This window comes from Streptococcus infantis (genome assembly GCF_047464415.1).
Classification (GTDB): domain Bacteria; phylum Bacillota; class Bacilli; order Lactobacillales; family Streptococcaceae; genus Streptococcus; species Streptococcus infantis_AE.
This window is the reverse complement of record NZ_JASHBX010000018.1, coordinates 1-21,299: the sequence shown is the minus strand read 5'-3', so window position 1 is coordinate 21,299 and position 21,299 is coordinate 1. Positions and strand designations below refer to the sequence as shown.

Here is a 21,299-nt window from a genome sequence, read left to right as displayed (position 1 = left end):
ACCAGATGAGGTGTTTTTTTAGCATGCCCTTTTATGGATCAAAAAGTGTTAAAAATAAGACAGTAACCTCAGAATAGCTACTGTCTTATCTCTTTTTTTACTTAAAGCCTTGATAGATTTGACAAATGGTAGAAAAGAGTCTGAATTTCTTAACTTAATGACATTAAGTTTTTTCCTTTTATCTGGGCTTATAGCCCTGGTACAAACTACCCATTTGACGGGTGGTTATGATTAATGATTTTTTCCACAATCTTCCTCCATTAGACTTCCCACTTAAAGACTGTCTTAAATGCGGTATTTAAGTCAGTTGCAAAAACTCGGTGAATATCTTTGATTTCTCTGACTGGTTCTTCTAGATAAATGATATTCTTCAAACGATTGGCAAATTTTTTAATTTCCATCATTTTGATAGCATTTTCAAAGTCAATTCTTCCAGAACGTGAAGAGCCTACTAATAGCAAGCCTTTTTCCAATGAGTCCCGAGTGTTGATATTAACCTTATACTCACTAACACCCATCATCAAAATGGTACCTTGTGGTTTGATGTAGCGAATCAAGTCATTGATAGCAGGCCCGCATCCATCACCACCACAACATTCGAAACCATGGTCAAAACTTAAATCTTCTGGAATGCTATCAGTAATGTAGAGCTCTTTTGCAAATGAGAAGAGTTCTAATTTCTCCCAATGACGTCCGATAACAATAATCTCAGCTTCAGGCAAGGTATAGTTGATAATATTAGCCATGACAAAAGCTAAACTACCATCACCAATGACAGCGATTCGTTGACGTCTACTGTGAGAAATTGTCATGAAACGATTCATAGCGTGCATGCCCACACTGACAAACTCAGTAATAGCTGCAACTGTGTCTTCAATCTCGTCGTAGGAAACTACACGGTCTTTAGGCAGAGAAACAAATTCACGCATGAATCCATCATAGCCACTAGATAGGAAATACGTTCCAGTCATGTAGTTTTCGTAGAATTCCTCATCACTTTGCATAGGTGGTTGATTTGGAATCATGACAACCTTCTGACCAACTTTGTAGGTCCCTGTTGGGTCAGAAATGACTGTACCACAAGACTCATGAATCATAGCCATAGGTAGTTTTTTGGCTAAAATTTTTGGATCTCGTTTTCCTTGATAGTAGCGCTGATCCGCATGACAAACAGCCATATAGTTTGGTCGGATGAGGATATGATTCTCTTGATCAATTTCTTCTTCCTGATATTTAATATTAATAAACTTTGGTTTTGTCAGTTGATAAATTTGATTAATCATGTCTCTGGTCTTTCTCAATCATGCTTTTAGCAATCTTCAAGTCTGTAACTGTTGTAATTTTAAGGTTTGAGTATTCACCTTTAGCTAAGGCTACGTCTTTACCCTTAATGACAAAGATTTTACATGCATCTGTTAAAATTTCTTTTTCTTCTGCTGATAAAGAACCATACAAGTCAATAAAGTCTTTACAACGGAAGGTTTGTGGAGTTTGTCCTTGGTATAGATGAGCACGATTTGGAATATCTGTAATGAACTGACCATTTGTACTTTCAACGATAGTATCCACTGCTTCAACCACAGTATCAACCGCATCATGTTTTTGAGCAAGAGCGATATTGTCTTGAATCATGCGAAGTGTGATAAAGGGACGAACCGAATCATGCGTCACTACGATATCATCTTCTGTTAGTGGACGGTAAGCATCGATAGCTTCAATAATTTTTTCAATACTAGAATTACGATCCGCACCACCTTTTGTGATGATAATACGATCCTTGTGGAGTGGTAGGAATTTTTCAACTAAATCTTCTGCGTGTGTCACCCAGTCTCCGTGAACTCCAACCACAATCTTTTCAATACTTGGTTCCAAAATAAATTTTTCGATAGTATGAATCAAGATTGGGCGATCTCCCAACTCAAGAAATTGTTTGGGTAAATTACTAATCCCCATGCGCGTGCCAGTTCCACCTGCTAAAATTCCAGCGTAGATCATTTTAATACTCCTTTAGTCTGTTCTAAAAAACTCATTCTTTACCATTATATCACAACCTAGCCCTTTATCGAAATAAATACTAGAATTCTCTAGTCAGAAAGAGCCTAGGTATACCTTTAGGGAAAGTAACTAGAATGATAAAAAAATCTCAACTCTATTTTCAACAAATATAGAGTTCTTCAGAATATTATAGAAAACTTAAAGAAACCTTAAACCAAATATAAAGAGTTGAGAATATTTGCCAGAGATAACTCCCTTCTAACATTTCTCAACTCTATTCAAAAAGATTCGGTTTATTTTTCTTCTTGCTCGCCGATGCCCTTAACAGCTTTTTTAAATTCGGCAAGCATCTTTCCTACTGATTCGCCTAACTCTGGTAAGCGCTTTGGTCCAAAAATCAACAGTGCGCCAAGGACAATGACGATCAAGCCTGGTGCACCAATATCACGTAAGATTCCCATCTTTTTCTCCTTTCCTTTTTCTATTAAAAATCCATTTACTAATAGCGATACTAACCTCATACAATAAGATTAAAGGAACAGTCATCGCTAAATCGCTAATAAAATCAGCAGGTGTCAATATAACAGCCAATACTAACAAGATGAAATAAGCATAACGTCTATAAGCAACGAGTAGTCCAGGCCCAATTAAATCAATTGAGGTTAAAAAAGCAATGATAACTGGCAATTCAAAGATAAATGCTAGTGGTACAGTAGTTTGAAAGATAAAAGCTAGATAATTTTGTGCAGTTAACTGCGTTTCAAATAAGTTTTCACCTAATCCCAACAAGACCTGAAGTAAAGCTGGTGTCACAAAATAAAACCCAAAGGCTAATCCCAAGATAAAACAAAGAAATGTTGCAGGTATATAAGCAAAAACCGCTCCTGCTTCTTGAGTTTTAAGGGCTGGTCGAACGAAACTCCACACTTGATAAACGCTAAAGGGCAAGGTAAGGCTAAAGGCCATCAAACTTGCTAAACGGAGATAAATCCATAAAATATCGTTCGGTCCCAAGACAATTAACTTCTGACTAAACCCTTGTGTGATATATTGATAAACCTGATCAGCAAATATAAGTGAACCACAGAATACTAGAAAGAAGCAAACAACTACTGCTAGCAATCTCTTTCTAAATTCTACCAAATGTTCAATAATTGTCAATTCCCTTTGATCCATTACTGTTCACCCTGTCTAATAGTAACAAGAATCACCACAAGAATAAAGAGGGCCTGTCCTGCTAAACCTTCCAAGCTAGGGTAAATTCCCAATATATCAATAGTTGGTATTCCTGAGATCAGATGATTTGAAATTATATTTGTCAACTGTAAGGCATGAATGCTGACTCCCGTCATCTTAAAGGCTAAGGCATAAATCATCCAAGTCAGGATAAAGAAAACCTTATGAGGTAGGAAAAATTGACTGGCCTTGTTCATCACAAAGGCAATCACGACTAAGACTAAGAGGGCTAGAGAAATTCCTAAGACAAAATCGAAACTAGAAATCCTTGGCAGAATCCCTACGTAGAAAAAAATCGTCTCAGCACCTTCTCGGAATACCGCTAGAAAACTCAGAGAAAACATAGAAAGGAAAGATCCTGTTTTCGTGACAGTTCGCATTTGTGATTCCATAAAAGTATTCCATTTTTTTACAGAGGATTTGCTATGAAGCCAAATACCGATTAAAATCATCATGATAACCGCAAAAATCCCGACTGTACCTTCGATAATTTCACGGTTAGTTCCTGAGGTGACTGCTGGAAAGGCAATCTGTAGGATATAGGCAATTAAAAGACTGGCCACTATACCCGCAAATGCACCACCATAGACCCACTTGAGTCCCTTTCTCATCTTAGCAGCTTTCAAAGTTGTCACAAGCGCCATGACAATCAAGAGTGCTTCTACACCTTCTCGGAGCAAGATGAGCATGGCGTCAAATGCATTATAGGAAGCGCTAGTATCAATTTGAGATAGCTCTGCAATCAAGCTAGAAAGCTTTTCTTGATATTCACTATCCTTTCCCTTAACCATGATGACAGGACTTTCACTTTCAACCTTGGTATAAAGCGAAGGATTGGTTGTACTTACAGAACCCTCGATGGTGGGCCAAATAGTAATAAACTCCTTCATGGTTGCAGTTGCTTCACTATCTTGACCAGCTTGAAATTGGGTCAAAGCCTTCTTTAAAAGATCTATCCCATCCTTCAGTGTCAGGTTGGATGATGTCGTCGCAACTTCTGTACCTTCAACAAAGTTAGAAATGGCTTTTTTCAAATCATCAAACGATGCCTGAATAGTATCAAAGTTCGTTGGTTCAGTCTCAATGCTACTACGCAGGAAGGAAATTGCTGTTTCCACTTGCCCATAATGAGCTGTACTATGGTCGCGAACCACTGCTTCATTGATGGTCCAGGTTGAATTCATTTTTTTATAGGCTTCTCTTACTGCTTCCAGATCTTGAGAAGCGATTGCCTTGTCTAAGGCTTCAAAACGAGGTTCTAAGCGACTTACAAGTTTCTCTTTTTCTGCATCAAGGTCGACTGGATTTTGCTCTTTCTCAAATGTCAAAAGGGCTAAAGAAATCTGAGTTAACTGGTCTTCAGTAATATCACCAGTTAAGGCTAACTTTTCTTGAACTTTACGTCCTGCTTCAGAGTCAGAATTCTCGACTTTCTCGAAATCTTTGGTCATTTCATCGATTAGTTTTCTTGCCTGATCTTGTTTGCCTTCTTTAACAGCTTTAGTTGCATCAGTTATTTTCACAAAGTAGGGACTCAAATTTTCCTTAGCTCCTACAGGAAAAATCAACAGGAAGAAACAAGCAAATAGGAGGATAATACTTTTAGGATTCCAATAATTTCTGCCCAATGTAACCTCCCTTCTCTACTCCACTAAAGCAGGCAAAAAGACCACTGCCTATATGGGTAACGTACTCATTCATTTTATCCGTAGCACCTAGATTGGTCTGAACTTTAACAAAGCTATCCGGATCCTTTTGGAAGGAGATAAAGAGCAAACCAGTGTCAAACTGACCAGTCTTTTCATCTATGCCATCAGAATAAGAATAAGAGCGACGTAGGAGAGGTTTATCCACTTCTTTTGCTAAGCGAACATGCGAATCGTCAGGAAGAAGGCTCAAGTCCACCTCATCAAATTCGTTTTTCTTACCAAAAGGAGCTCCACTTTCCTTATAGCGCCCAAAGGTATTTTCTTGCTCCTCCAGATTGGTTCTATCCCAAGTATCAAGGAACATCTGGATGCGACGAACGGCCATGTAGGAACCATTTTCCATCCAGTCATTACTGTCTGTCCACACAACCTGATCAAATTCTTTCTCAGTGGTAACATTAGCAGTCCCGTCTTTAAATCCAAAGAGATTTCGAGGAGTTTCCATACGATTACCGATAGCTGCAAAACCTGATTGACTCCAACGAAGAGTAACGGCATTTCTTCCTTTTCGGATAAGGTTGCGAACGGCATGAAAGGCAACTTGCTCGTCATCTGCACAAGCTTGAATGACAATATCTCCTCCCGTGTACTTTTCTCGTAATTGTTCCTTTGGAAAAGGAGGCAAATCTCTAAAGAGTGTTGGACGTTTGTTCTCTAGTTTCATCTTTTCTAAGAAACTAGCCGAAACTCCAAAGGTCAGGGTCAAACGATGAGGGTTAAGGCCAACTGTTTCTCCAGTATCACTTGGAGGTAAGAGGCTATTGTTACCATCTTTTTTAACCAATTCTCCTTCTACAAGTTTGGCACTATAATCCGTCCAATCTTTAAATAACTGGATGATTTTCTCTTTGTCAGTTGTATGCAAATCTAAAACCACAAAATAAATGTTTTTCTGCATGACAGTTGTAATGCCAGCTTGGTGTTTGCCATAGAAGGCTATCTTTTCATCCCCGTACGAGATTTTCTCCTGACCATCAAGCTTAGGTGCGAAAAAAGCAGAAGCACCGGAGAGACCAAGTGCGAGACCAGCACCTCCAATACCTGCTTTTTTTAGAAATTCTCGACGGTCCATTTTTTGTTCAAAAAATTTTTCGCCTTTGTTTGTCATACTACTTATTCTCCACCAAGAAATTTACCCATTTGTGATAATGGTTCACCAAGTTTTGTCACTGCTTCAGACAATTCTTTAGTGTCTTCTTTCGTTAAGACTGTATAGAGCTTATAGTGTTCCTTGTCCGTCATGTGTTTGTCTAACAAACTATTGACTGATTTGAAATCTTCCTCTAACTCCTTAACCAAGGCTGCATCTGATTTTTCAAGCAAGGGTTTAAAGAGTTGGAAAATCTTTTCAGCACCTTGGATATTGGCACGAAAATCATACAAGTCAGTATGAGAATAAATCTCCTCTTCACCAGTAATCTTACTTGTCGCTACTTCATTTAGAAGATCGACAGCCCCAGTTAGCATAATCTTGTAATCAACATCTACAGTCGCAATCTTAGCCTTCAATTCCTTGATATCATTTACCAGTTGGTCACCATAAGACTCAGTTCCTTTGGTTGTGTTTTCCTCCCAAAGAATGCGCTCTATACGGTGGAAACCTGACCAACCTTCTTCGGTCTTGTTTTCATCTAGATAGTCTGCTAATCGAAAATCAATCTTCACATCAGATTCTCCGAAGCTCTCTGCAATCGGTTCTGAGCGCTCATAGGACATACGGATTAAAGGGTAGGCCTTTTTAGCTTCTTCTAGCTTACCATCCTTCAATAATTGGACAAAACCTTCTGTATCCGTCAATAGTTTATCAATCTGTTCTTCTACAAATGTTTTGTAGTCACTAGTTGCCTTATCCAATAATTTTTGGTTATCTTCTGATAATTTTGCGACCTGAGATGAATCACTTTTAGTTGACGATTGTTCAAAACGAACTGCACAAGCAGATAACAACAATGCCGAAGATAAAAGGATAAAACCAAGTTTTTTCATATAACGCTCCTATTAAATCATGGGAATTCCATTTTTTAAATTTATTGTATCATAGTTTTTCTAATTATTCAATAAATTGTCAGAAAATTTAATATTTGTTCCTTTAAAATTTGAATAGACTTTTCTAGTTAAAATTGTTAAAATAATAAGGAAAATAAAAGAAAAGGAAGCTATATACCACCATGATGAATATGCAAAACATGATGCGTCAAGCTCAAAAACTTCAAAAACAAATGGAGCAAAGTCAGGCTGATCTTGCTGCTACAGAATTTGTTGGAACCTCTGCCCAAAACCTTGTAACTGCTACACTAACAGGAGACAAGAAAGTTACAAAAATTGATTTCAATCCAGCAGTTGTTGACCCAGAAGATATTGAAACTCTATCAGATATGACAGTTCAAGCAGTCAATGCTGCTCTTGAACAAATTGATGAAGCAACTAAAAAGAAACTAGGTGCTTTTGCTGGTAAATTACCATTCTAATAGCATAAAAAGAGGCTGATGTTCAATTCAGCCTCTTTTGTCTTACCTAGAAAGTAAATATTTCTGCTGCTTTCTTGAGAAGCAAGTCCGTATATTCAGGATCTTCCTGAGCGGTTTCAAGCTCTTCTTTAATTCTTTCCAGATCATCTGTTATCATACCATCAACTCCCAAACGTAGGGACTTATCAAAGGATTCCGAACTATTGATTGTCCATACATAGAGTTTTTGTTTTGTATTCCAAAGCTTGGTTACAAAATATTCATCTAAGGTAGAATATTCCATGGTATAACCTGTAGCATTTGTTCTTGGAAAAACGGAATTGTAGGGCAGAATAAAATAGACCGGAATTTCCTTATCATACTGAGTTACTTTTTCAATAACATGATAGTCCAAAGATTGCATCTGATGCCCATAGACTTTAATTTTTGCTCCATATTGATCTAGAAAATGATCCATCATTTGAGCACTATCTTTTCGACTTGTTTTAATTTCAATCAGCAATTTCTGATGAAGGTCATTGGCACGATTTATATAATCATCAAAGCTGGATATTTTGGTCTGATAACCATTTTCATAAATATCTAATTGCTTCAACTCATCTAAAGTTAAGTCTTGCGGTGTTACATTTAATCCCGCTAAACTTTTTAGGTTAGCATCATGCATCATGACAAACTGACCATCCTTGGTTTCCTGCACATCCATCTCAACTAAATCTGGTTTTAACTGAGCTGTTTTTTCTAAGGATTCAACTGTATTTTGGACACCATTTCCATTTGAGACACCTCTGTGAGAGATGACAAGTGGAGGATTGACTACGGGTGCTTCTAGATAAACATAACCCTCAATCGCAAAGAAGACACTGGCGCACCCCATTACACCCCATCTCATAATATGATCTTTCTTTCGTCTTGGCATAATATCCAACTCCTCACCAGTTAAAAAGGAAGTAAACTTAACCAAGAAGTAAGTCAAAGCCATATAATGGATATTTTTAATCAATATATAGTTCGAAATAGCAAGAATCAAAGATTCTCGATGTGTGAGACCATCTACTAAAAACTGGCCAACCAATAGTGGGATTAGAAGTAAGTAAAAGAAAAGATTTGTTTTGACAACAATGAGAAAAAGATGCCAAGCGTAAAACCAAAAATGATTTCTGGTTTTTTCAAGACTGTAGACTACAGCATCCTTGACTGTCATCTTATCATAAAAAATTTTAGGAAGGGCAAACATCACTCTTACTGAGATGTAGAGAAATAGGATGGTTAAGATAAAAATAGATAACCACCACATCCAGTACTTGTCTTCCATATAAGTTTGAATAAACTCAGGTATCACTATTTTATTAAAATAATAAATTTTAAAAATCTTCCTGATAAACGGAAAAATCATAGCAATATATACGAAGATAAACAAGGCCTTGGAAAGAGTCAGACGTTTCATGAAGGCTATACTCTCACGAAAGACCTTGCGACTATACTCAATCAAGGTTCGTTTTTCATGATAGAGAAGGTGTCGAGCCCCAATGAAGAGAAGACTAATTTGAAAATAGGCTACTAAAAGGTTAATGGCTATTAAGATTAAAAAACCAAAGCTGACTAAAGGCGCATGTTTTAAAATTTCAAAAACATTGTTATAGGAAATAAACAAATAGCCCGTCTGACTTAGTAAAAAGCCTGCTATCAATGAGTTCAATGGCAACCAAATATAATCTACCAGCATGAAGATTAGAAAAAATAGAAAGAGGATTTTATCCAGATTGAGGTAAATCTTTTTAAAACCCAATTTTTTAGGTTTTTCAGGTTTCATAAAATCTCCTAATCAAAAAGCTGTGATAAATCTAGTCCACCGAAAGGATTAGAGTTCAAGCTACTCTTGGAGTCCAGTAAAATTCTGCTTTCATCAGATTCTAGAAAAGCTTCATAAACACGCGCAGTCATACGTGCATCCTCTAAACTATTATGAGACTGCCCCTTGAATCCTAAAAATTCAGCAACAGTCTGTAATTTTAGATTTGCAATGCCGTGAAGATCCGAACTCCGTCGCTCAAAAGCCTCATCATAGAGATCGACTAGATATTGACGACTATAATCCAATCCATACTCTAGTAAGATTGGTAAATCACTCTTGGCTGCATTATAACCAACAAGGGGTAATTCACCAACAAAGTCTTGAAAATTCTTAAGAACTTCCTCTACCATCGGTGCATCTTTCAAGGTTTCAGACGTGATACCCGTTAAACCATTGATAAAGCTTTTCAATGGGACATCGGTATGAACATATGAGTCAAATGCTCCTACTTCTTCACCATCTTTAAAACGGACCGCAGATACCTGAATCAAGTGAGTTTTATCTTGGTGTTTATTAAATTCCAAATCAAATGAAATGTAATCTCTTAATTTTTCCATCTTATCCATTCCTTACTGTATGTGTAAAAAGAAACTACTTGGTTATACCTAGAATCCAAGCAGCTTTTTCTTATCCTCCAAATAAGCGAGCAAAGAAGCCTTTCTTCGTTGCTTGTACTTCTTGCTTAGCCTGATCCAACTCCAACTGAAGGGTTTCTTGGTCCTTCATAGCTTGTAAGGTTAACTGTTGTTGTTGATCCAATTGCTTATCTTTTTCTGCGATTTGACGGTCTTTGACACGCATCTGTTCATCTTTTTCAGCTAACTGTTTGTCTTTGGCCTTTAATTGCTCATAAAGACGGATGATTTCAGCGTTCTTTTCATCAACAAGAATCTCCATCAATTCACGTTGCTTCACATCATCACTAACAGGTTCATCTTCAAAAATGGTCTTTTTGTAGATTTCTTCAAGCTTAATCAAGCCACTACGAGTTACTACAGTGACTCCTTTATCATTTTTAGTCGTATCTTCTTCAGGTAATTCCTTGACACGGTTATTGATTGCTTGGCGGGACAAGCCCAAGACCTCAGCAATCTCACTAACAGTCATCTCAATACTCATAATATCCTCTGAAAATTTTCTAGCTTTTCTTTATCTAAATATTATCATAAGCAAGCAAAACTGTCAAATATCACCGTGTTTTCAACCCTTTTTCAAAACAGTCTCTCTTCTAAACTAAATTGTCTTTCAGTTTTTTTAAACTAAACATCAGTTTGCAATTTTACCACCAGCTCTAATCAATTGAAAACCTTTCTTGGTTTATAAAGAGTATCCCGTTTCTCTAAAATGGCTAATAACTTATCACCTTCAAAAACAGCCAATTCCTTCTCAGTTTGTTCCAATTCAATAAAGCGACCAAAACGCACTTCTTCTGCCTGTTCTGGAGTCAAATATACCTTGACCAAGTCACCTGTCCCAATCTCCAAGGGATGAAGAAAGTCTAATTCACCAGCTTGTACTTTTTCCTCAATTTCACTCAAGGTCAAAGCATCATCTAACTTTAACCCAGCTGCACTTGTTCGTGTTAAATAAGACATATGAGCAGCATAGCCAAGTTTTTCTCCTAAGTCAACCGACAAGGTACGAATATAGGTTCCCTTGCTACATTTTACTCGGAAGGTAAAACGCGCAAGTTTATCCTCGTAGGAAATGGGACTGGTTCTTTCAAAACTATAAATGGTCACCTGACGTTCTGGACGTTCGACTTCCTGACCAGCACGCGCATACTCATAGAGCTTGCGACCATTGACCTTAACAGCTGAGTACATTGGTGGAATCTGGGTGATAGGCCCTGTCAGACTAGCAATGGCTTCATCGACAAGCTTTTCATCTAAAAGAGACAAGACCGGTGTCTCAGCAACCACCTCTCCACTTGCATCTTCGGTGGTTGTTGAATAGCCTAGTGTGATTTCACCCTCATAAATCTTGCCCTCATCCTGCATAAATTCGACCATGCGAGTCGCCTTACCAACGGCAATCGGCAAAACGCCCACCACATCCGGATCCAAGGTTCCACCGTGACCGATCTTCTTAGTCCCCAAAATCTTACGCAGCTTGAAAACTGCATCATGCGAGGTCATCCCCGCTTCTTTTTTTAAATTGATAATACCGTTCATGTCTTGCTTTCTACTCCCCCTTCAATGCTTCAAACTTAGCTTTCATGGTTGGATTTTTGCGGGTTAATTTTTACTGAGGCATCGTCTACCTTTTATTCTCTTTTTTACAAATTTTAATTAACTATAATTCTTTGTAATTCCTCAATCTCTGGAGGAGGACAATTGTTCTGTTTTTGAATATGTTGTAATACATTTCGTCTTTCATCTAAAGATAATAATGGGAGTATACTTTTGATGCCGTCTAAATAAAAAATATCATTCTCTATTTTATCGGTCTCCATTAATTTCAGAAACATTTTTTTCAACAAATCAAAATTGTTAAGTTCTTCATGATTCAATTTATAATTCATCCCTCGTAAAGATAATTTCTGGTTATAAGTTGTTATGTAATCACTTAATCCCTCTATAAATAAAGCAAATCTATTTTTTTTAAGATTTTCATTATATAATAAATAAAAAATTGTCACTAAATAATTTGCACTTGAGTCAAATTTGAATAATGCTCCCAACCATTCTTTAAAATATCTAAATTCATAGTCTTCTGTAAAAATGATGTTTATCATTTGACTATAGTTATTCTTTGATAAAGAAAATGATTCAATAGTTGGATCTACCCTCTCTAAAGCAACTAGATAAACTTTATCAAGAATTTGATTGTCCTCAATTTTTTTGTTTAGAATATCCCTTACTACATCTGTGAAAACATCCGCAGCTTCGATAGTAATTGTAGAATGATAATACGCAAATCCTAAAAAGGTGTTGTAAGTTACATTGATTCTGTTTGGATTGTATTCATTTAATAAAATACCTTGAGCAAACTCCCTATAATCGGTATCTGTTACTGAATTTATTATTTGAATAATTACATCTCTATAACTTGAATGATTTATAAATAATGATATTAAACATTGAAAATATGATCCCATTTCACTATTTATAAAATGAAGTATATCTAATTGTTTATTATCACCTTTTAGTGTTGAGAGTTCATTCACATTGATACTAAGTAATTTTTCAAAAATATCTATATCCGTATTTTGTTGTTTTATATGATATTCAAAGAATTTCCGATCGTTAGAATCAAAACTTTCTTTGTTAAATCTTTTTAAATATTTTTCTCTAACAATCTTTCTCAAATTTTCTTCTATTTCAGGAAAACTGATAATTTTTACATATAATCTCTTATATTTTGGATATAAGTCATCTATATGATTTTTCAATAAATCAGAAACTTTTTTAGATATTTCATTTGATTCTTTTAAAACAGTAATCAAGAAATTTTCCGTTTCATTTATCGTCTTTTCTTCCAAAAATGAAGAACCTCTTTGTTCCTTTTCGGCGTTGACTAATATCTCTAATACTCTAGATTCATCGTACTCTACAAGATTTTCTTGAGTTATATATGAAAATTGTGAAACAAAACCTCCTTCTAGTGAAGATATCCAATTTCTATAAGATTTTTTTGGTATTTCAATATTTTTTTCTCTAATAATACTTCTGTGTTCTTTAATAAAAGTGTTTAATTCCTCTCCAAAGTAAATATTTGAAAAATCAATTTTATCAATTAACCTCTTGATAAATTCTAAATCCAAATTAATTTCATTGTCCAATTGAACAAGCAATTTTTGAATTAATATAGTACTTATTAAGTCTTCAGAATCACTTTCTAAAAACTCTTCCTCTTCAATAAATAATTTTTTGGACTTTACAAGCTCATAAAGAAATTTAACAACATCATACTCTTTTAATTGATACTCTATAGAGTAGTAATTATAACTTAAAAATTCTGGATTATTTAGTATGGACATTAATTTGTTAACACATTCGTAATTTAAGTTAACTTCTACTTCACTATCTTCCTCTATATATAAATCACGATTTTGCTGTTCAAAAGCACTTACTAGCCAGTAACCCAAAAGAGTTTTATCTTTATTAAAGTTAGAATTAACGATATATCCATCTTTGGATATAATTTCTCTCAGTTCATTAAGCTTATTATTATTTGTAAAACTAGAAATTTTATTATCTATCGCATAATTATAGACAAAGAATACATCATCTATAAAGTAATTTTGAGAGCCTTCATAAATTATTTTATAAATCACATCCCACTCATTATCACTTAACTTTTCAATATTCTTAACAATAAACTTCCAAAATGCAAGGACAAAACTCTTTTTAATTACTGTTAGAGTTTCACCCCGAAGCAGAGCATTTAACATTAGCTGATCTAGTTGATTATTATCATTTTCAATAACCTTATCTAAAACAGAGCTTAGATACTTAAAATCATTAGAAATACTATCTAGATTTTTATTATACTCTTCTTGATTTATAGAAGGATTCAAAAGATTGTTCCACTGATTATAAAAATCATGTGTACCCAATTTTTCATTAATATCATCAACTAATTTTTTTACAAAAAGAGGTAATTTCTCAAATTCATCTCCGTACCAAATAATCTGAGTATGATTTTCTGAGCTAAAAAATCCTTCAACAACACCTCTATAATGTTCATCAACTCTCTGATTACCTGTGTTCTCTGACTTCATCAAGGCATAGTTCTTACTATCTTTACAAAGTAAAGATAAAATTTCATCTTCTTCAAGACCTGCTCCAATAAATAAAACAGTAGGTTTTGTCTCTTTAAACCATGTTACTAAATTTTCAAAATTTTTCCTATTTTTTAAATAGGTTTTTGAATAATCTGCGGATGAACTTACAAAATACTTTACATCACAATCTGGTGTTCCATGGATATGTAGAACATCACCAAATTGAAGCTTCCCATTCTTGTTCTTAGTAAATTCATTGAGATCATTAATAGTAACTACAGAATTCTTTAAACGTTTAATATGATTTTCAATTTCATAGTCGTAGTTAGAAGTAATAAATATTGCATTCAAACTTGCTAAAGCTTCTACTGTTTGATTAACTATTGAATATGGTAATAAATTTTTAAAATATCCTTTTTCAAAATCTAGTCGTCGCTTTTCAAAATCTTCACCAAAAACTTTTTTTAATTCATAGTTTACTAGATCCACTTTACGTTTATTACTAATACTAGATTTGCTAATTAAATCAAAAACTACGTGATGTTCTCTTCCAAGCCTTTTTTCACCACTTACCGATAAAACTTGTCCTTGCCAATACTTAATAAGATGTTCAATATAATTGTTCCAATTAGGATAACCTTGAGCAATTGAAACTCCTGCGCCAATAAAAATTACTAAATTAAACTTTTTTATAGCCTCGGTTACATCATCTATCAAATTTTCATAATTAAGATCATCTTCCATAACTTATTTCCTCACTCCCTCTCAAGCGCTTCAAACTTGGCTTTCATGGTTGGATTTTTGCGGGTTAATTTTTTGACAGAAACATCATCCAGCTTATTGTTAGCTAGTCGGAGTTGGTTTTCTGATGTTGTCAGGAATTTCTTGACCTCTTCCATACGCTTAATTGCCTTGTCGATTTCGTCAATTGCCTTGCCAAAGTTGACAGAAGCTGAGTTATAATTCTTTGCAAAGGCGACCTTGAAGGCGTCCAAATCTTCCTCAAAACGAGTGATATCTATATTTTGTTCCCTGATAAAAGCCAGCTCCTGCTTATATTTTAGGGAATTAAGGGCAGCATTGCGCAAGAGTCCAATTAGTTGAATAAAGAACTGGGGACGAATGACATACATCTTCTCATACTCGTGGCTGACGTCAACAATCCCTGTATTAAAGTAGTCGTTTTCTGCTTCAAGCATACTTACCAAAACTGCATACTCACAGTTTTTCTCACGGCGATCCTTGTCCAATTCCTTGTAAAAATCTGCATTCTTGTGCTTCTTCTCTGTCCCGTCTGCTTCATTTTTCATCTCAAACATGATGGAAATGAATTCTAGTCCATTTTCATCAAAATCACGGAAGATAAAATCACCCTTAGAACCACGTACTGAAACTTTGTTGTCCTTTTCAAAGTAAGCATTTGGGAAGGCAAAGCTACGAACCTTGTTGAACTCACCTTCCGCATAGTGTTCCAGACTTTCACCAATAGCCTTTGTTGATTGTTGGGCCTTGAAATTCTTGTAGAATTCAACCTGTTCACTGGCTGCCTTTAGCTGGGCTTCATAATTTTGTTTTACAGAGGCCAGAGACAACTCATTTTCTTTTTCTTGTAAAAGGAGCTGATTTTTGACCTGATCACGTTCTTTCTCTAAATCAGATAGTGTTTTTTGTAGTTGATTTTCATGCTCTAAGCGTAAGGTAGCCAATTGATTTTCGAGAGCTTGGACTTCTTTTTCTTTCTCTAGCAAGATTTGACTTGCACTTTGCTCCACTTCCTTTTTGGCCAATTCTTTTTCTGTATCAAAGTTGTTAATTTGACTTTGAAGCTGGGCAATTTCTTGATCTTTTTGAGCCAGTTTTGCCTGTTGTTCATTCAAAGCCTTTTGTTCAACCAGAGTCAACTCTTGTTTAATTCTGTCATGTAACTCTTTATCAAACTCTGCTGTTCGTACCTGCGACAAGAGTTCTGCATACTGGCTTTCATTGACCGTAAAGACTTCCCCACAGTTGGGACATTTAATCTCGTTCATATTATTCCTCTGTATCCATCTTTTCTACATTCATTATAGCATGGATAAACAAAAAGAAAAAGTTGGAATCAATCCAACTTTTAATCTACATATGTATCTTCGTTTTTATTTAAGAAAGCGTAAGGTAATCCCATGAGTAGACCACCACCGATAAAGTTACCGATGAAAGTTACACCCCAGTGACGAAGAATATTTCCAATACCGAAGTTTGCGATTGAATCAGCAGCAACACTGAATTTCACAATAGCAAATGAAGCAAAGTTTGCGGCGATGTGCTCGTTTGTTAAGAATACAAACATGTAAATAGCTGAAAGAACTAACCAAAGTTTTGCTCCACCATCCTTAACTAAAACGAATGAAAGAATCGCGATATTTACAAAGACATTAGCCAAGATAGCTTCAAGCAAGATAAGTTCATTTGAACGGCCCAACTTCATTTCCACAACTCCAGAAATAAAGCTATCATGGGTAAGGTTTGCATAAGCTGCTGAATGGGCGAATCCCCAACCTGCTATAAGAGCACCAATCAAATTAAAGAGTGTACAGTATAGAAGAATTTCAGCTGTTTTTCTCCAGCTAATTTTTTTCAAAAAGCTACCAGCTGTCAAGAACATCATGTTAGATGTTACTAACTCAGCATTCAAGAAGACAGTGTAAGCCAATCCCCAAGCGAAAACAAATGGGAAGAGGAAACGTCCACTACCAGGAGCAATTTTATTAATCAAGTCAGCTCCAACTGCACCAGCTGCTGTACTAAATGTTAAGAATGCACCAGCAAACATTGAACGGATAGCATACTTGAATTTACTTTGACTGTAAAGACTTTCCTTTTTCATACAAGCAAATTCAATTTTTGAGATAAATTCTGAAGAAACCATATAAACTCCTAAAACTTTTATTTGTGAATATTATAACATAAAATCGAAATTATGGGAAGGCTTTCTTAATTCTATTTACAATATTTTTTTCACTTATAGCAATCGTTTCCATTTGCTTTGTATCAGTATCTTTAATGTTTTCGACCCTTTATTTTTAAATCCTTTGTTTTATATACTTAATATATGTTTTCGTTTTATTCTATATTGAATTTACAAAAGAGTCTCTTTAGTTTTCAGCTAAAATCCATGCACTAATAATTTGTTTGAATTTATAGACAGAGAAAATAACGTTTTTATCAAAAGCTTCTTTGGACAAAAAAATCGAGGTCTGGATTTTTAGTCCCGATCTCCTCAATTATTAATATTCATTTTATTTTCAAAAGCTTGTCCTAATCAACATAAGTCTCTTCATTTTTATTAAGATAAGCGTATGGTAAACCTATCAAGAATCCTCCACCAATCAAGTTAGCAATGAAGGTAACACTCCAATGACGTAGGATATTAGGAATATCAAAGTTAGCAATTTGGTCAGAAACAATGCTGAATTTAATAATGCTAAAGGATGAAAAGTTGGCTGCAATATGCTCGTTTGACAAGAAAACAAACATAGAAATAGCTGACAAGATAATCCAGAGTTTGGCATTGCTATCCTTAATCAAAATAGAAGATAGAATGGCAATATTTACGAACATATTTGCCAAAATCCCTTCCAACAAGACCAACTCACTAGGTCGTGCCAACTTCTTGGCTACAATCTTTGGAAGATAACTGTCGTGTGTCAGGTGTGAAAAAGCCGATGAGTTAGCAAAGCACCAACCTGCTAACAGAGCACCAACTAAGTTGAAAAAGGCACAATAGAGCAAAATGATAAAGGCTTTTTTCCAATCAATCTTCTTTAAAAATGTTCCAGCTGTCAGGTACATCATGTTGGACGTGACCAACTCGGCATTCAAGAAAACGATATAGGCAAGTCCCCAAGCAAATACAAAGGGAAATAGGAAATAACCAGCACTTGGAACGATGCTATTGAGTAGATCAGCACCTATGGCCCCAGCGGCTGTACTAAAGGTTAAGAAAGCACCTGCAAACATCGAGCGAATGGCATATTTAAACTTGCTTTGGTCAAATAGACTCTCTTTCTTATGACAATAATAATCAATCTTTGAAATAAATTCTGACGAACTCATATAAACTCCTTAAAATATAATTGTTAATATTATAACATAAAATACTTTAAGAAAATAAAGGTTTTTTCTTTTTTTAATTAATTTCAGACCTTATTTTTCCATCATCTTTTTTAGAAATCCTTACCCAAGCTACAGTGAAAAATCATTACCATCTAGTTATTAGTTGCCAAAGTTCATAATTTCTTCCCTACTCATCCCAACCAGCTCTGAAAGCCACAAGCCCACAATATCTGACAAAACAGAATCACAAATATATTCATTCTCACCATGACCATATTTACAAGTAAATAGTGGAGTTCTTATCGCTGATTGATAAAATTTTAGGGCTAACTCTTGCAGTTTCTCAGGGTGAAATTCGAGTCCCAACTTTTGTGCAAGTCCAGTTCTCACTTTATCCCAATCTTCACCTTTTGACTGATAATTTTCTCGTGCTTTTTTGAGAAATCCTTGACAGAATTTTACCAACAAATCCTTGTTTTGATAGAGCAAACGACAAGAAAAATCAGAGATAGAACCAGCATGAATTAAGAAAGTAAGCAAGTCATCAAGGCTTTCTGCTACCCGACCAACTTGGCCTTCACTCCCTATAAAGCCGATACTCTCATCCTCAAGAATTACATATTCTCCCCCACTACCGTCTTTAGCAAAGGCTATGGGCGAAAGAGAATAAACTTCATTGTTCTGAGAAAATTCAACCTCTTTCAACTGGTCATAAAAGAGAATATCGCATTCTTTCATCAATAAGTTTCTCAGTTGATTATCTTCTCTTATTACTTGTAGTTGATTCATATTAGCTACTCTCCTGGCTTTGACAATTGTCACAAGTGACAACAATTCAATTTTAGCAATCGACTCTTAATAATAATAGATTTTAATATGGCACTTCTTGGCCACATTGGCAAGATTTTTCACTAACTCCTCGTTTCTTTTGCTTTTCCCAAAATGAAAAGTAAAAGATTTTCCATCTTTCCTTGTAAAATACAGATGATACCTGTCCCCATTCATTCTTCTCCCGCGAATGTAATCAATATCAATCTGTCTAATTTCAGCTAGAGGAACAATCCTTTTTCTAAAAAGAATAATCGTGTGAATGTATAATCTTCCCTTTGCAATATGAAAAGGATCCAACATACTCCCACCACTTTTTAAGGATGTCTTAACTCTTTGGAAAAAAAGATAGAAATAAAATAGTGCTAAAAAAATTAACAAAAATCTAATGACCTGATTTTTCCAAAGGACTTCAAAAACTGAAATACGATAACTATACATATTAAAATAATTCCTTTTTTCTTTATTATACCACTTTTGTTGAGAGTCCGGGGCTATAGAAAAAGACTGAACAGAGTTCAGCCCTTTTCATGAATATTTGATGTGATTTCATTATCTAGTCAAATCAAGACGCTTACCGATTTTACCGATAAGAATAGCACCAACAATCAAGGAAGCGAATTCTCCGATAGCAGTTGTAAACCAAGTTAAGAAGAAAGGTGCTTCTGCTACGATGTTCAATTCAGCAGCAATGGTGATCATTGAAATCGAAAAAAGAATTGAAAAGAAGAAATGATCTTTTCGAATCAATCCATTAAAAAGATAGTCTTTTTTATATTTGCTAAACAACCATACGCCTAAACTTAGGAAGACAAGCGTAGAGCCTCCACCAACTGCGACATCGATGATTCCAAAACTGAAGAAATTAGCAATCATACAGCCAAGAGTAACACCGATAATGTACTTAGGATTGTAAAAGGCAAGAAAATTCATCATTTCAGAGATACGGAACTGATAAGCACCGTAACTGATAGCATTAAGGGGTGGTGTGATTGTCAAAACCACATAAATTGCTGCGACAATTGCAATATCTGCCAAATCACGGACAGTAAGTTTTTTCATCTATTATTCTCCTTTAGCGATTAATCCGCGTATAATATGCTTGGTGAAAGAAGCTAAGCACCAAGGGTTGAACAAGTCAACCTTTCAAGTATAGCACATTTATGTCCTTTATGCTATACTGTTTTTATGAAAATATCCATAAAAAAATTTTTTGACAATGAAATCCTCTCCTACTTATTTTTTGGAGTTGCAACCACTCTTGTTTCTATCATTGCTCGTATCACTATTTTTTACTTTTTCCAACAAGAATTATGGGCGACTGCTCTGGGAAATATAGCTGGAATTCTGTTTGCTTTTTTCACAAATGATACCATTGTTTTTAAACAGAAACGAAAATATTGGTTCAAGCGTCTGATAAAATTTACGACTGCAAGATTCATAACTTTCCTATTAGACCTACTTCTGACCTTTATTTTTGTGACTAGTTTCCCCCAGATTATCGGTCAATTCGTAGGTGATAATCTCAATACTATCAATTCAATTGAGACTATTTTTGCACAGGTCACCATCATAGTCCTCAATTACATCTTCAGTAAAGTTTTTGTTTTTAAAAAACAATAAGCATACTTCTTGCATTCTAATAACTATTATACTATAATTAAGATTGTTAAATTACGAAAGGAAAAAGAAAATGTTAAAAGATCTTAAAGAATTTTTGCTCCGCGGTAACGTTGTAGACCTTGCTGTCGGTGTGATCATTGCATCTGCTTTTGGTGCTATCGTAACTTCATTTGTTAATGATATCATCACTCCACTTCTATTGAACCCTGCTTTGAAAGCAGCGAAAATCGAACGTATTGCTGAACTTTCATGGAATGGGATTGCTTACGGTAACTTCCTGAGCGCTGTTATCAACTTCCTTGTTGTTGGTACTGTTCTATTCTTTGTGATTAAAGCAATGGAAAAAGCTCAAAACCTTCGCAAAAAAGAAGAGGTTGCTGAAGAAGCACCTGCTGGTCCAACTGAGTTGGAAGTTCTTCAAGAAATCAAAGCTCTTCTTGAGAAAAAATAATCATCTAGAGGATTCGGTTCAATACTGAATCCTTTTTTCTTCCCCTTTTGCTGAGTTTAGAAAAAACTTGAGTTCAGCTCTCTTTTTTGATATAATAATTAAAGTTTCCACCCTTAGTGTAATGGATATCACGTAAGATTCCGGTTCTTGAGATGGGGGTTCGATTCCCTCAGGGTGGATAGATGTAAATCATAACCACCCGTCAAACGGGTGGTTTGTACCAGGGCTATAAGCCCAAATTACCAGCCAGCGCCTAAAGACGCTGGCTTTCACGTTGTTCAAGCCTTATTGCTCTTGACTCGTCACTTGCCTC

Annotated in this window: 21 protein-coding genes, 1 tRNA gene, 1 pseudogene and 1 riboswitch; of the genes and pseudogenes, 4 read left to right on the top strand and 19 right to left on the bottom strand. The window is 35.4% G+C overall.

The window, feature by feature from the left end:
* Window positions 1-260: 260 nt before the first annotated feature.
* The 7 genes from QM460_RS09360 to efeO form a co-directional block, all read right to left on the bottom strand.
* Window positions 261-1,283: a ribitol-5-phosphate dehydrogenase gene (locus QM460_RS09360; protein WP_414289938.1), complete on the bottom strand. Its 1,023-nt coding sequence runs from the start codon at window positions 1,281-1,283 to the stop codon at window positions 261-263.
* Window positions 1,276-1,995, bottom strand: a complete 720-nt coding sequence (locus QM460_RS09355) for a 2-C-methyl-D-erythritol 4-phosphate cytidylyltransferase (protein ID WP_414289937.1) — start codon at window positions 1,993-1,995, stop codon at window positions 1,276-1,278. Before QM460_RS09355 ends, QM460_RS09360 begins: the two co-directional genes overlap by 8 nt.
* Window positions 1,996-2,288: 293 nt before the next feature.
* Window positions 2,289-2,456: a twin-arginine translocase TatA/TatE family subunit gene (locus QM460_RS09350; protein WP_000512114.1), complete on the bottom strand. Its 168-nt coding sequence runs from the start codon at window positions 2,454-2,456 to the stop codon at window positions 2,289-2,291.
* Window positions 2,440-3,171 (bottom strand): twin-arginine translocase subunit TatC, encoded by a 732-nt coding sequence (gene tatC / locus QM460_RS09345; protein ID WP_414289936.1) that lies wholly within the window; start codon window positions 3,169-3,171, stop codon window positions 2,440-2,442. The genes QM460_RS09350 and tatC overlap by 17 nt, the downstream gene beginning before the upstream one ends.
* Window positions 3,171-4,859, bottom strand: a complete 1,689-nt coding sequence (locus QM460_RS09340) for an FTR1 family iron permease (protein WP_414289935.1) — start codon at window positions 4,857-4,859, stop codon at window positions 3,171-3,173. Before QM460_RS09340 ends, tatC begins: the two co-directional genes overlap by 1 nt.
* Window positions 4,834-6,048 carry an iron uptake transporter deferrochelatase/peroxidase subunit gene (efeB, locus tag QM460_RS09335; protein WP_414289934.1) on the bottom strand — a complete coding sequence of 405 codons (1,215 nt, stop codon included), beginning with the start codon at window positions 6,046-6,048 and terminating at the stop codon, window positions 4,834-4,836. Before efeB ends, QM460_RS09340 begins: the two co-directional genes overlap by 26 nt.
* A gap of 5 nt (window positions 6,049-6,053) precedes the next feature.
* Window positions 6,054-6,926 carry an iron uptake system protein EfeO gene (efeO, locus tag QM460_RS09330; RefSeq protein WP_414289933.1) on the bottom strand — a complete coding sequence of 291 codons (873 nt, stop codon included), beginning with the start codon at window positions 6,924-6,926 and terminating at the stop codon, window positions 6,054-6,056.
* A 182-nt stretch (window positions 6,927-7,108) separates the two neighbouring features.
* On the opposite strand from efeO, the gene QM460_RS09325 reads away from it, so the two are divergent.
* Entirely contained in the window at window positions 7,109-7,408 is a 300-nt protein-coding gene (locus QM460_RS09325) for a YbaB/EbfC family nucleoid-associated protein (RefSeq protein WP_414289932.1), read from the top strand.
* A gap of 46 nt (window positions 7,409-7,454) precedes the next feature.
* Here the strand turns inward: QM460_RS09325 and QM460_RS09320 are convergent, their stop codons facing one another.
* The 12 genes and pseudogenes from QM460_RS09320 to QM460_RS09265 all read right to left on the bottom strand — a co-directional run bounded on the left by QM460_RS09320 (window position 7,455) and on the right by QM460_RS09265 (window position 19,974).
* A complete protein-coding gene (locus QM460_RS09320) occupies window positions 7,455-9,218 on the bottom strand; it encodes a glycerophosphoryl diester phosphodiesterase membrane domain-containing protein (RefSeq protein ID WP_414289931.1) in 1,764 nt (587 codons plus the stop codon).
* A gap of 8 nt (window positions 9,219-9,226) precedes the next feature.
* Window positions 9,227-9,817 (bottom strand): 3'-5' exonuclease, encoded by a 591-nt coding sequence (locus QM460_RS09315; RefSeq protein ID WP_414289930.1) that lies wholly within the window; start codon window positions 9,815-9,817, stop codon window positions 9,227-9,229.
* 70 nt (window positions 9,818-9,887) lie between these two features.
* Entirely contained in the window at window positions 9,888-10,379 is a 492-nt protein-coding gene (locus QM460_RS09310) for a DUF536 domain-containing protein (RefSeq protein WP_049504976.1), read from the bottom strand.
* A gap of 176 nt (window positions 10,380-10,555) precedes the next feature.
* Window positions 10,556-11,434: a tRNA pseudouridine(55) synthase TruB gene (gene truB / locus QM460_RS09305; RefSeq protein WP_414289929.1), complete on the bottom strand. Its 879-nt coding sequence runs from the start codon at window positions 11,432-11,434 to the stop codon at window positions 10,556-10,558.
* A gap of 10 nt (window positions 11,435-11,444) precedes the next feature.
* Window positions 11,445-11,526: pseudogene (locus QM460_RS09300) on the bottom strand (DUF2130 domain-containing protein); the annotation flags it as partial.
* Between the two features lie 21 nt (window positions 11,527-11,547).
* Window positions 11,548-14,733, bottom strand: a complete 3,186-nt coding sequence (locus QM460_RS09295) for a hypothetical protein (RefSeq protein WP_414289928.1) — start codon at window positions 14,731-14,733, stop codon at window positions 11,548-11,550.
* 11 nt (window positions 14,734-14,744) lie between these two features.
* Window positions 14,745-16,019, bottom strand: coding sequence for a DUF2130 domain-containing protein (locus QM460_RS09290; protein WP_414289927.1), 1,275 nt, complete (start codon window positions 16,017-16,019; stop codon window positions 14,745-14,747).
* Window positions 16,020-16,099: 80 nt separating this feature from the next.
* Window positions 16,100-16,897 carry a formate/nitrite transporter family protein gene (locus QM460_RS09285; RefSeq protein ID WP_414289926.1) on the bottom strand — a complete coding sequence of 266 codons (798 nt, stop codon included), beginning with the start codon at window positions 16,895-16,897 and terminating at the stop codon, window positions 16,100-16,102.
* A gap of 389 nt (window positions 16,898-17,286) precedes the next feature.
* Window positions 17,287-18,084, bottom strand: a complete 798-nt coding sequence (locus QM460_RS09280) for a formate/nitrite transporter family protein (protein WP_375554932.1) — start codon at window positions 18,082-18,084, stop codon at window positions 17,287-17,289.
* 159 nt (window positions 18,085-18,243) lie between these two features.
* The gene (locus QM460_RS09275) at window positions 18,244-18,873 is read right to left on the bottom strand and encodes a hypothetical protein (RefSeq protein WP_414289925.1); all 630 of its coding nucleotides are present in this window, start codon (window positions 18,871-18,873) and stop codon (window positions 18,244-18,246) included.
* A gap of 66 nt (window positions 18,874-18,939) precedes the next feature.
* The gene (locus QM460_RS09270; protein WP_070459602.1) at window positions 18,940-19,353 is read right to left on the bottom strand and encodes a hypothetical protein; all 414 of its coding nucleotides are present in this window, start codon (window positions 19,351-19,353) and stop codon (window positions 18,940-18,942) included.
* A 111-nt stretch (window positions 19,354-19,464) separates the two neighbouring features.
* Window positions 19,465-19,974: a QueT transporter family protein gene (locus tag QM460_RS09265; RefSeq protein ID WP_045763277.1), complete on the bottom strand. Its 510-nt coding sequence runs from the start codon at window positions 19,972-19,974 to the stop codon at window positions 19,465-19,467.
* Window positions 19,975-20,072: riboswitch (PreQ1 riboswitch) on the bottom strand.
* Window positions 20,073-20,100: 28 nt separating this feature from the next.
* On the opposite strand from QM460_RS09265, the gene QM460_RS09260 reads away from it, so the two are divergent.
* The 3 genes from QM460_RS09260 (at window position 20,101) to QM460_RS09250 (ending at window position 21,165) form a co-directional block, all read left to right on the top strand.
* Window positions 20,101-20,535, top strand: a complete 435-nt coding sequence (locus tag QM460_RS09260) for a GtrA family protein (RefSeq protein WP_414289924.1) — start codon at window positions 20,101-20,103, stop codon at window positions 20,533-20,535.
* Between the two features lie 70 nt (window positions 20,536-20,605).
* Entirely contained in the window at window positions 20,606-20,986 is a 381-nt protein-coding gene (mscL, locus tag QM460_RS09255) for a large conductance mechanosensitive channel protein MscL (protein ID WP_414289923.1), read from the top strand.
* Between the two features lie 107 nt (window positions 20,987-21,093).
* Window positions 21,094-21,165, top strand: a tRNA-Arg gene (locus tag QM460_RS09250).
* The last annotated feature ends 134 nt before the right edge of the window (window positions 21,166-21,299 follow it).

Bases quoted from the DNA above. Each gene is read 5' to 3' on its own strand.
- QM460_RS09320 (WP_414289931.1), bottom strand. From the start codon at position 9,218: ATGAAACCTGAAAAACCTAAAAAATTGGGTTTTAAAAAGATTTACCTC.
- QM460_RS09310 (WP_049504976.1), bottom strand. From the start codon at position 10,379: ATGAGTATTGAGATGACTGTTAGTGAGATTGCTGAGGTCTTGGGCTTG.
- truB (WP_414289929.1), bottom strand. From the start codon at position 11,434: ATGAACGGTATTATCAATTTAAAAAAAGAAGCGGGGATGACCTCGCAT.
- QM460_RS09290 (WP_414289927.1), bottom strand. From the start codon at position 16,019: ATGAACGAGATTAAATGTCCCAACTGTGGGGAAGTCTTTACGGTCAAT.
- efeB (WP_414289934.1), bottom strand. From the start codon at position 6,048: ATGACAAACAAAGGCGAAAAATTTTTTGAACAAAAAATGGACCGTCGA.
- mscL (WP_414289923.1), top strand. From the start codon at position 20,606: ATGTTAAAAGATCTTAAAGAATTTTTGCTCCGCGGTAACGTTGTAGAC.
- QM460_RS09315 (WP_414289930.1), bottom strand. From the start codon at position 9,817: ATGGAAAAATTAAGAGATTACATTTCATTTGATTTGGAATTTAATAAA.
- tatC (WP_414289936.1), bottom strand. From the start codon at position 3,171: ATGGATCAAAGGGAATTGACAATTATTGAACATTTGGTAGAATTTAGA.
- QM460_RS09355 (WP_414289937.1), bottom strand. From the start codon at position 1,995: ATGATCTACGCTGGAATTTTAGCAGGTGGAACTGGCACGCGCATGGGG.
- efeO (WP_414289933.1), bottom strand. From the start codon at position 6,926: ATGAAAAAACTTGGTTTTATCCTTTTATCTTCGGCATTGTTGTTATCT.
- QM460_RS09350 (WP_000512114.1), bottom strand. From the start codon at position 2,456: ATGGGAATCTTACGTGATATTGGTGCACCAGGCTTGATCGTCATTGTC.
- QM460_RS09285 (WP_414289926.1), bottom strand. From the start codon at position 16,897: ATGGTTTCTTCAGAATTTATCTCAAAAATTGAATTTGCTTGTATGAAA.
- QM460_RS09275 (WP_414289925.1), bottom strand. From the start codon at position 18,873: ATGAATCAACTACAAGTAATAAGAGAAGATAATCAACTGAGAAACTTA.
- QM460_RS09270 (WP_070459602.1), bottom strand. From the start codon at position 19,353: ATGTATAGTTATCGTATTTCAGTTTTTGAAGTCCTTTGGAAAAATCAG.
- QM460_RS09265 (WP_045763277.1), bottom strand. From the start codon at position 19,974: ATGAAAAAACTTACTGTCCGTGATTTGGCAGATATTGCAATTGTCGCA.
- QM460_RS09280 (WP_375554932.1), bottom strand. From the start codon at position 18,084: ATGAGTTCGTCAGAATTTATTTCAAAGATTGATTATTATTGTCATAAG.
- QM460_RS09260 (WP_414289924.1), top strand. From the start codon at position 20,101: ATGAAAATATCCATAAAAAAATTTTTTGACAATGAAATCCTCTCCTAC.
- QM460_RS09295 (WP_414289928.1), bottom strand. From the start codon at position 14,733: ATGGAAGATGATCTTAATTATGAAAATTTGATAGATGATGTAACCGAG.
- QM460_RS09360 (WP_414289938.1), bottom strand. From the start codon at position 1,283: ATGATTAATCAAATTTATCAACTGACAAAACCAAAGTTTATTAATATT.
- QM460_RS09325 (WP_414289932.1), top strand. From the start codon at position 7,109: ATGATGAATATGCAAAACATGATGCGTCAAGCTCAAAAACTTCAAAAA.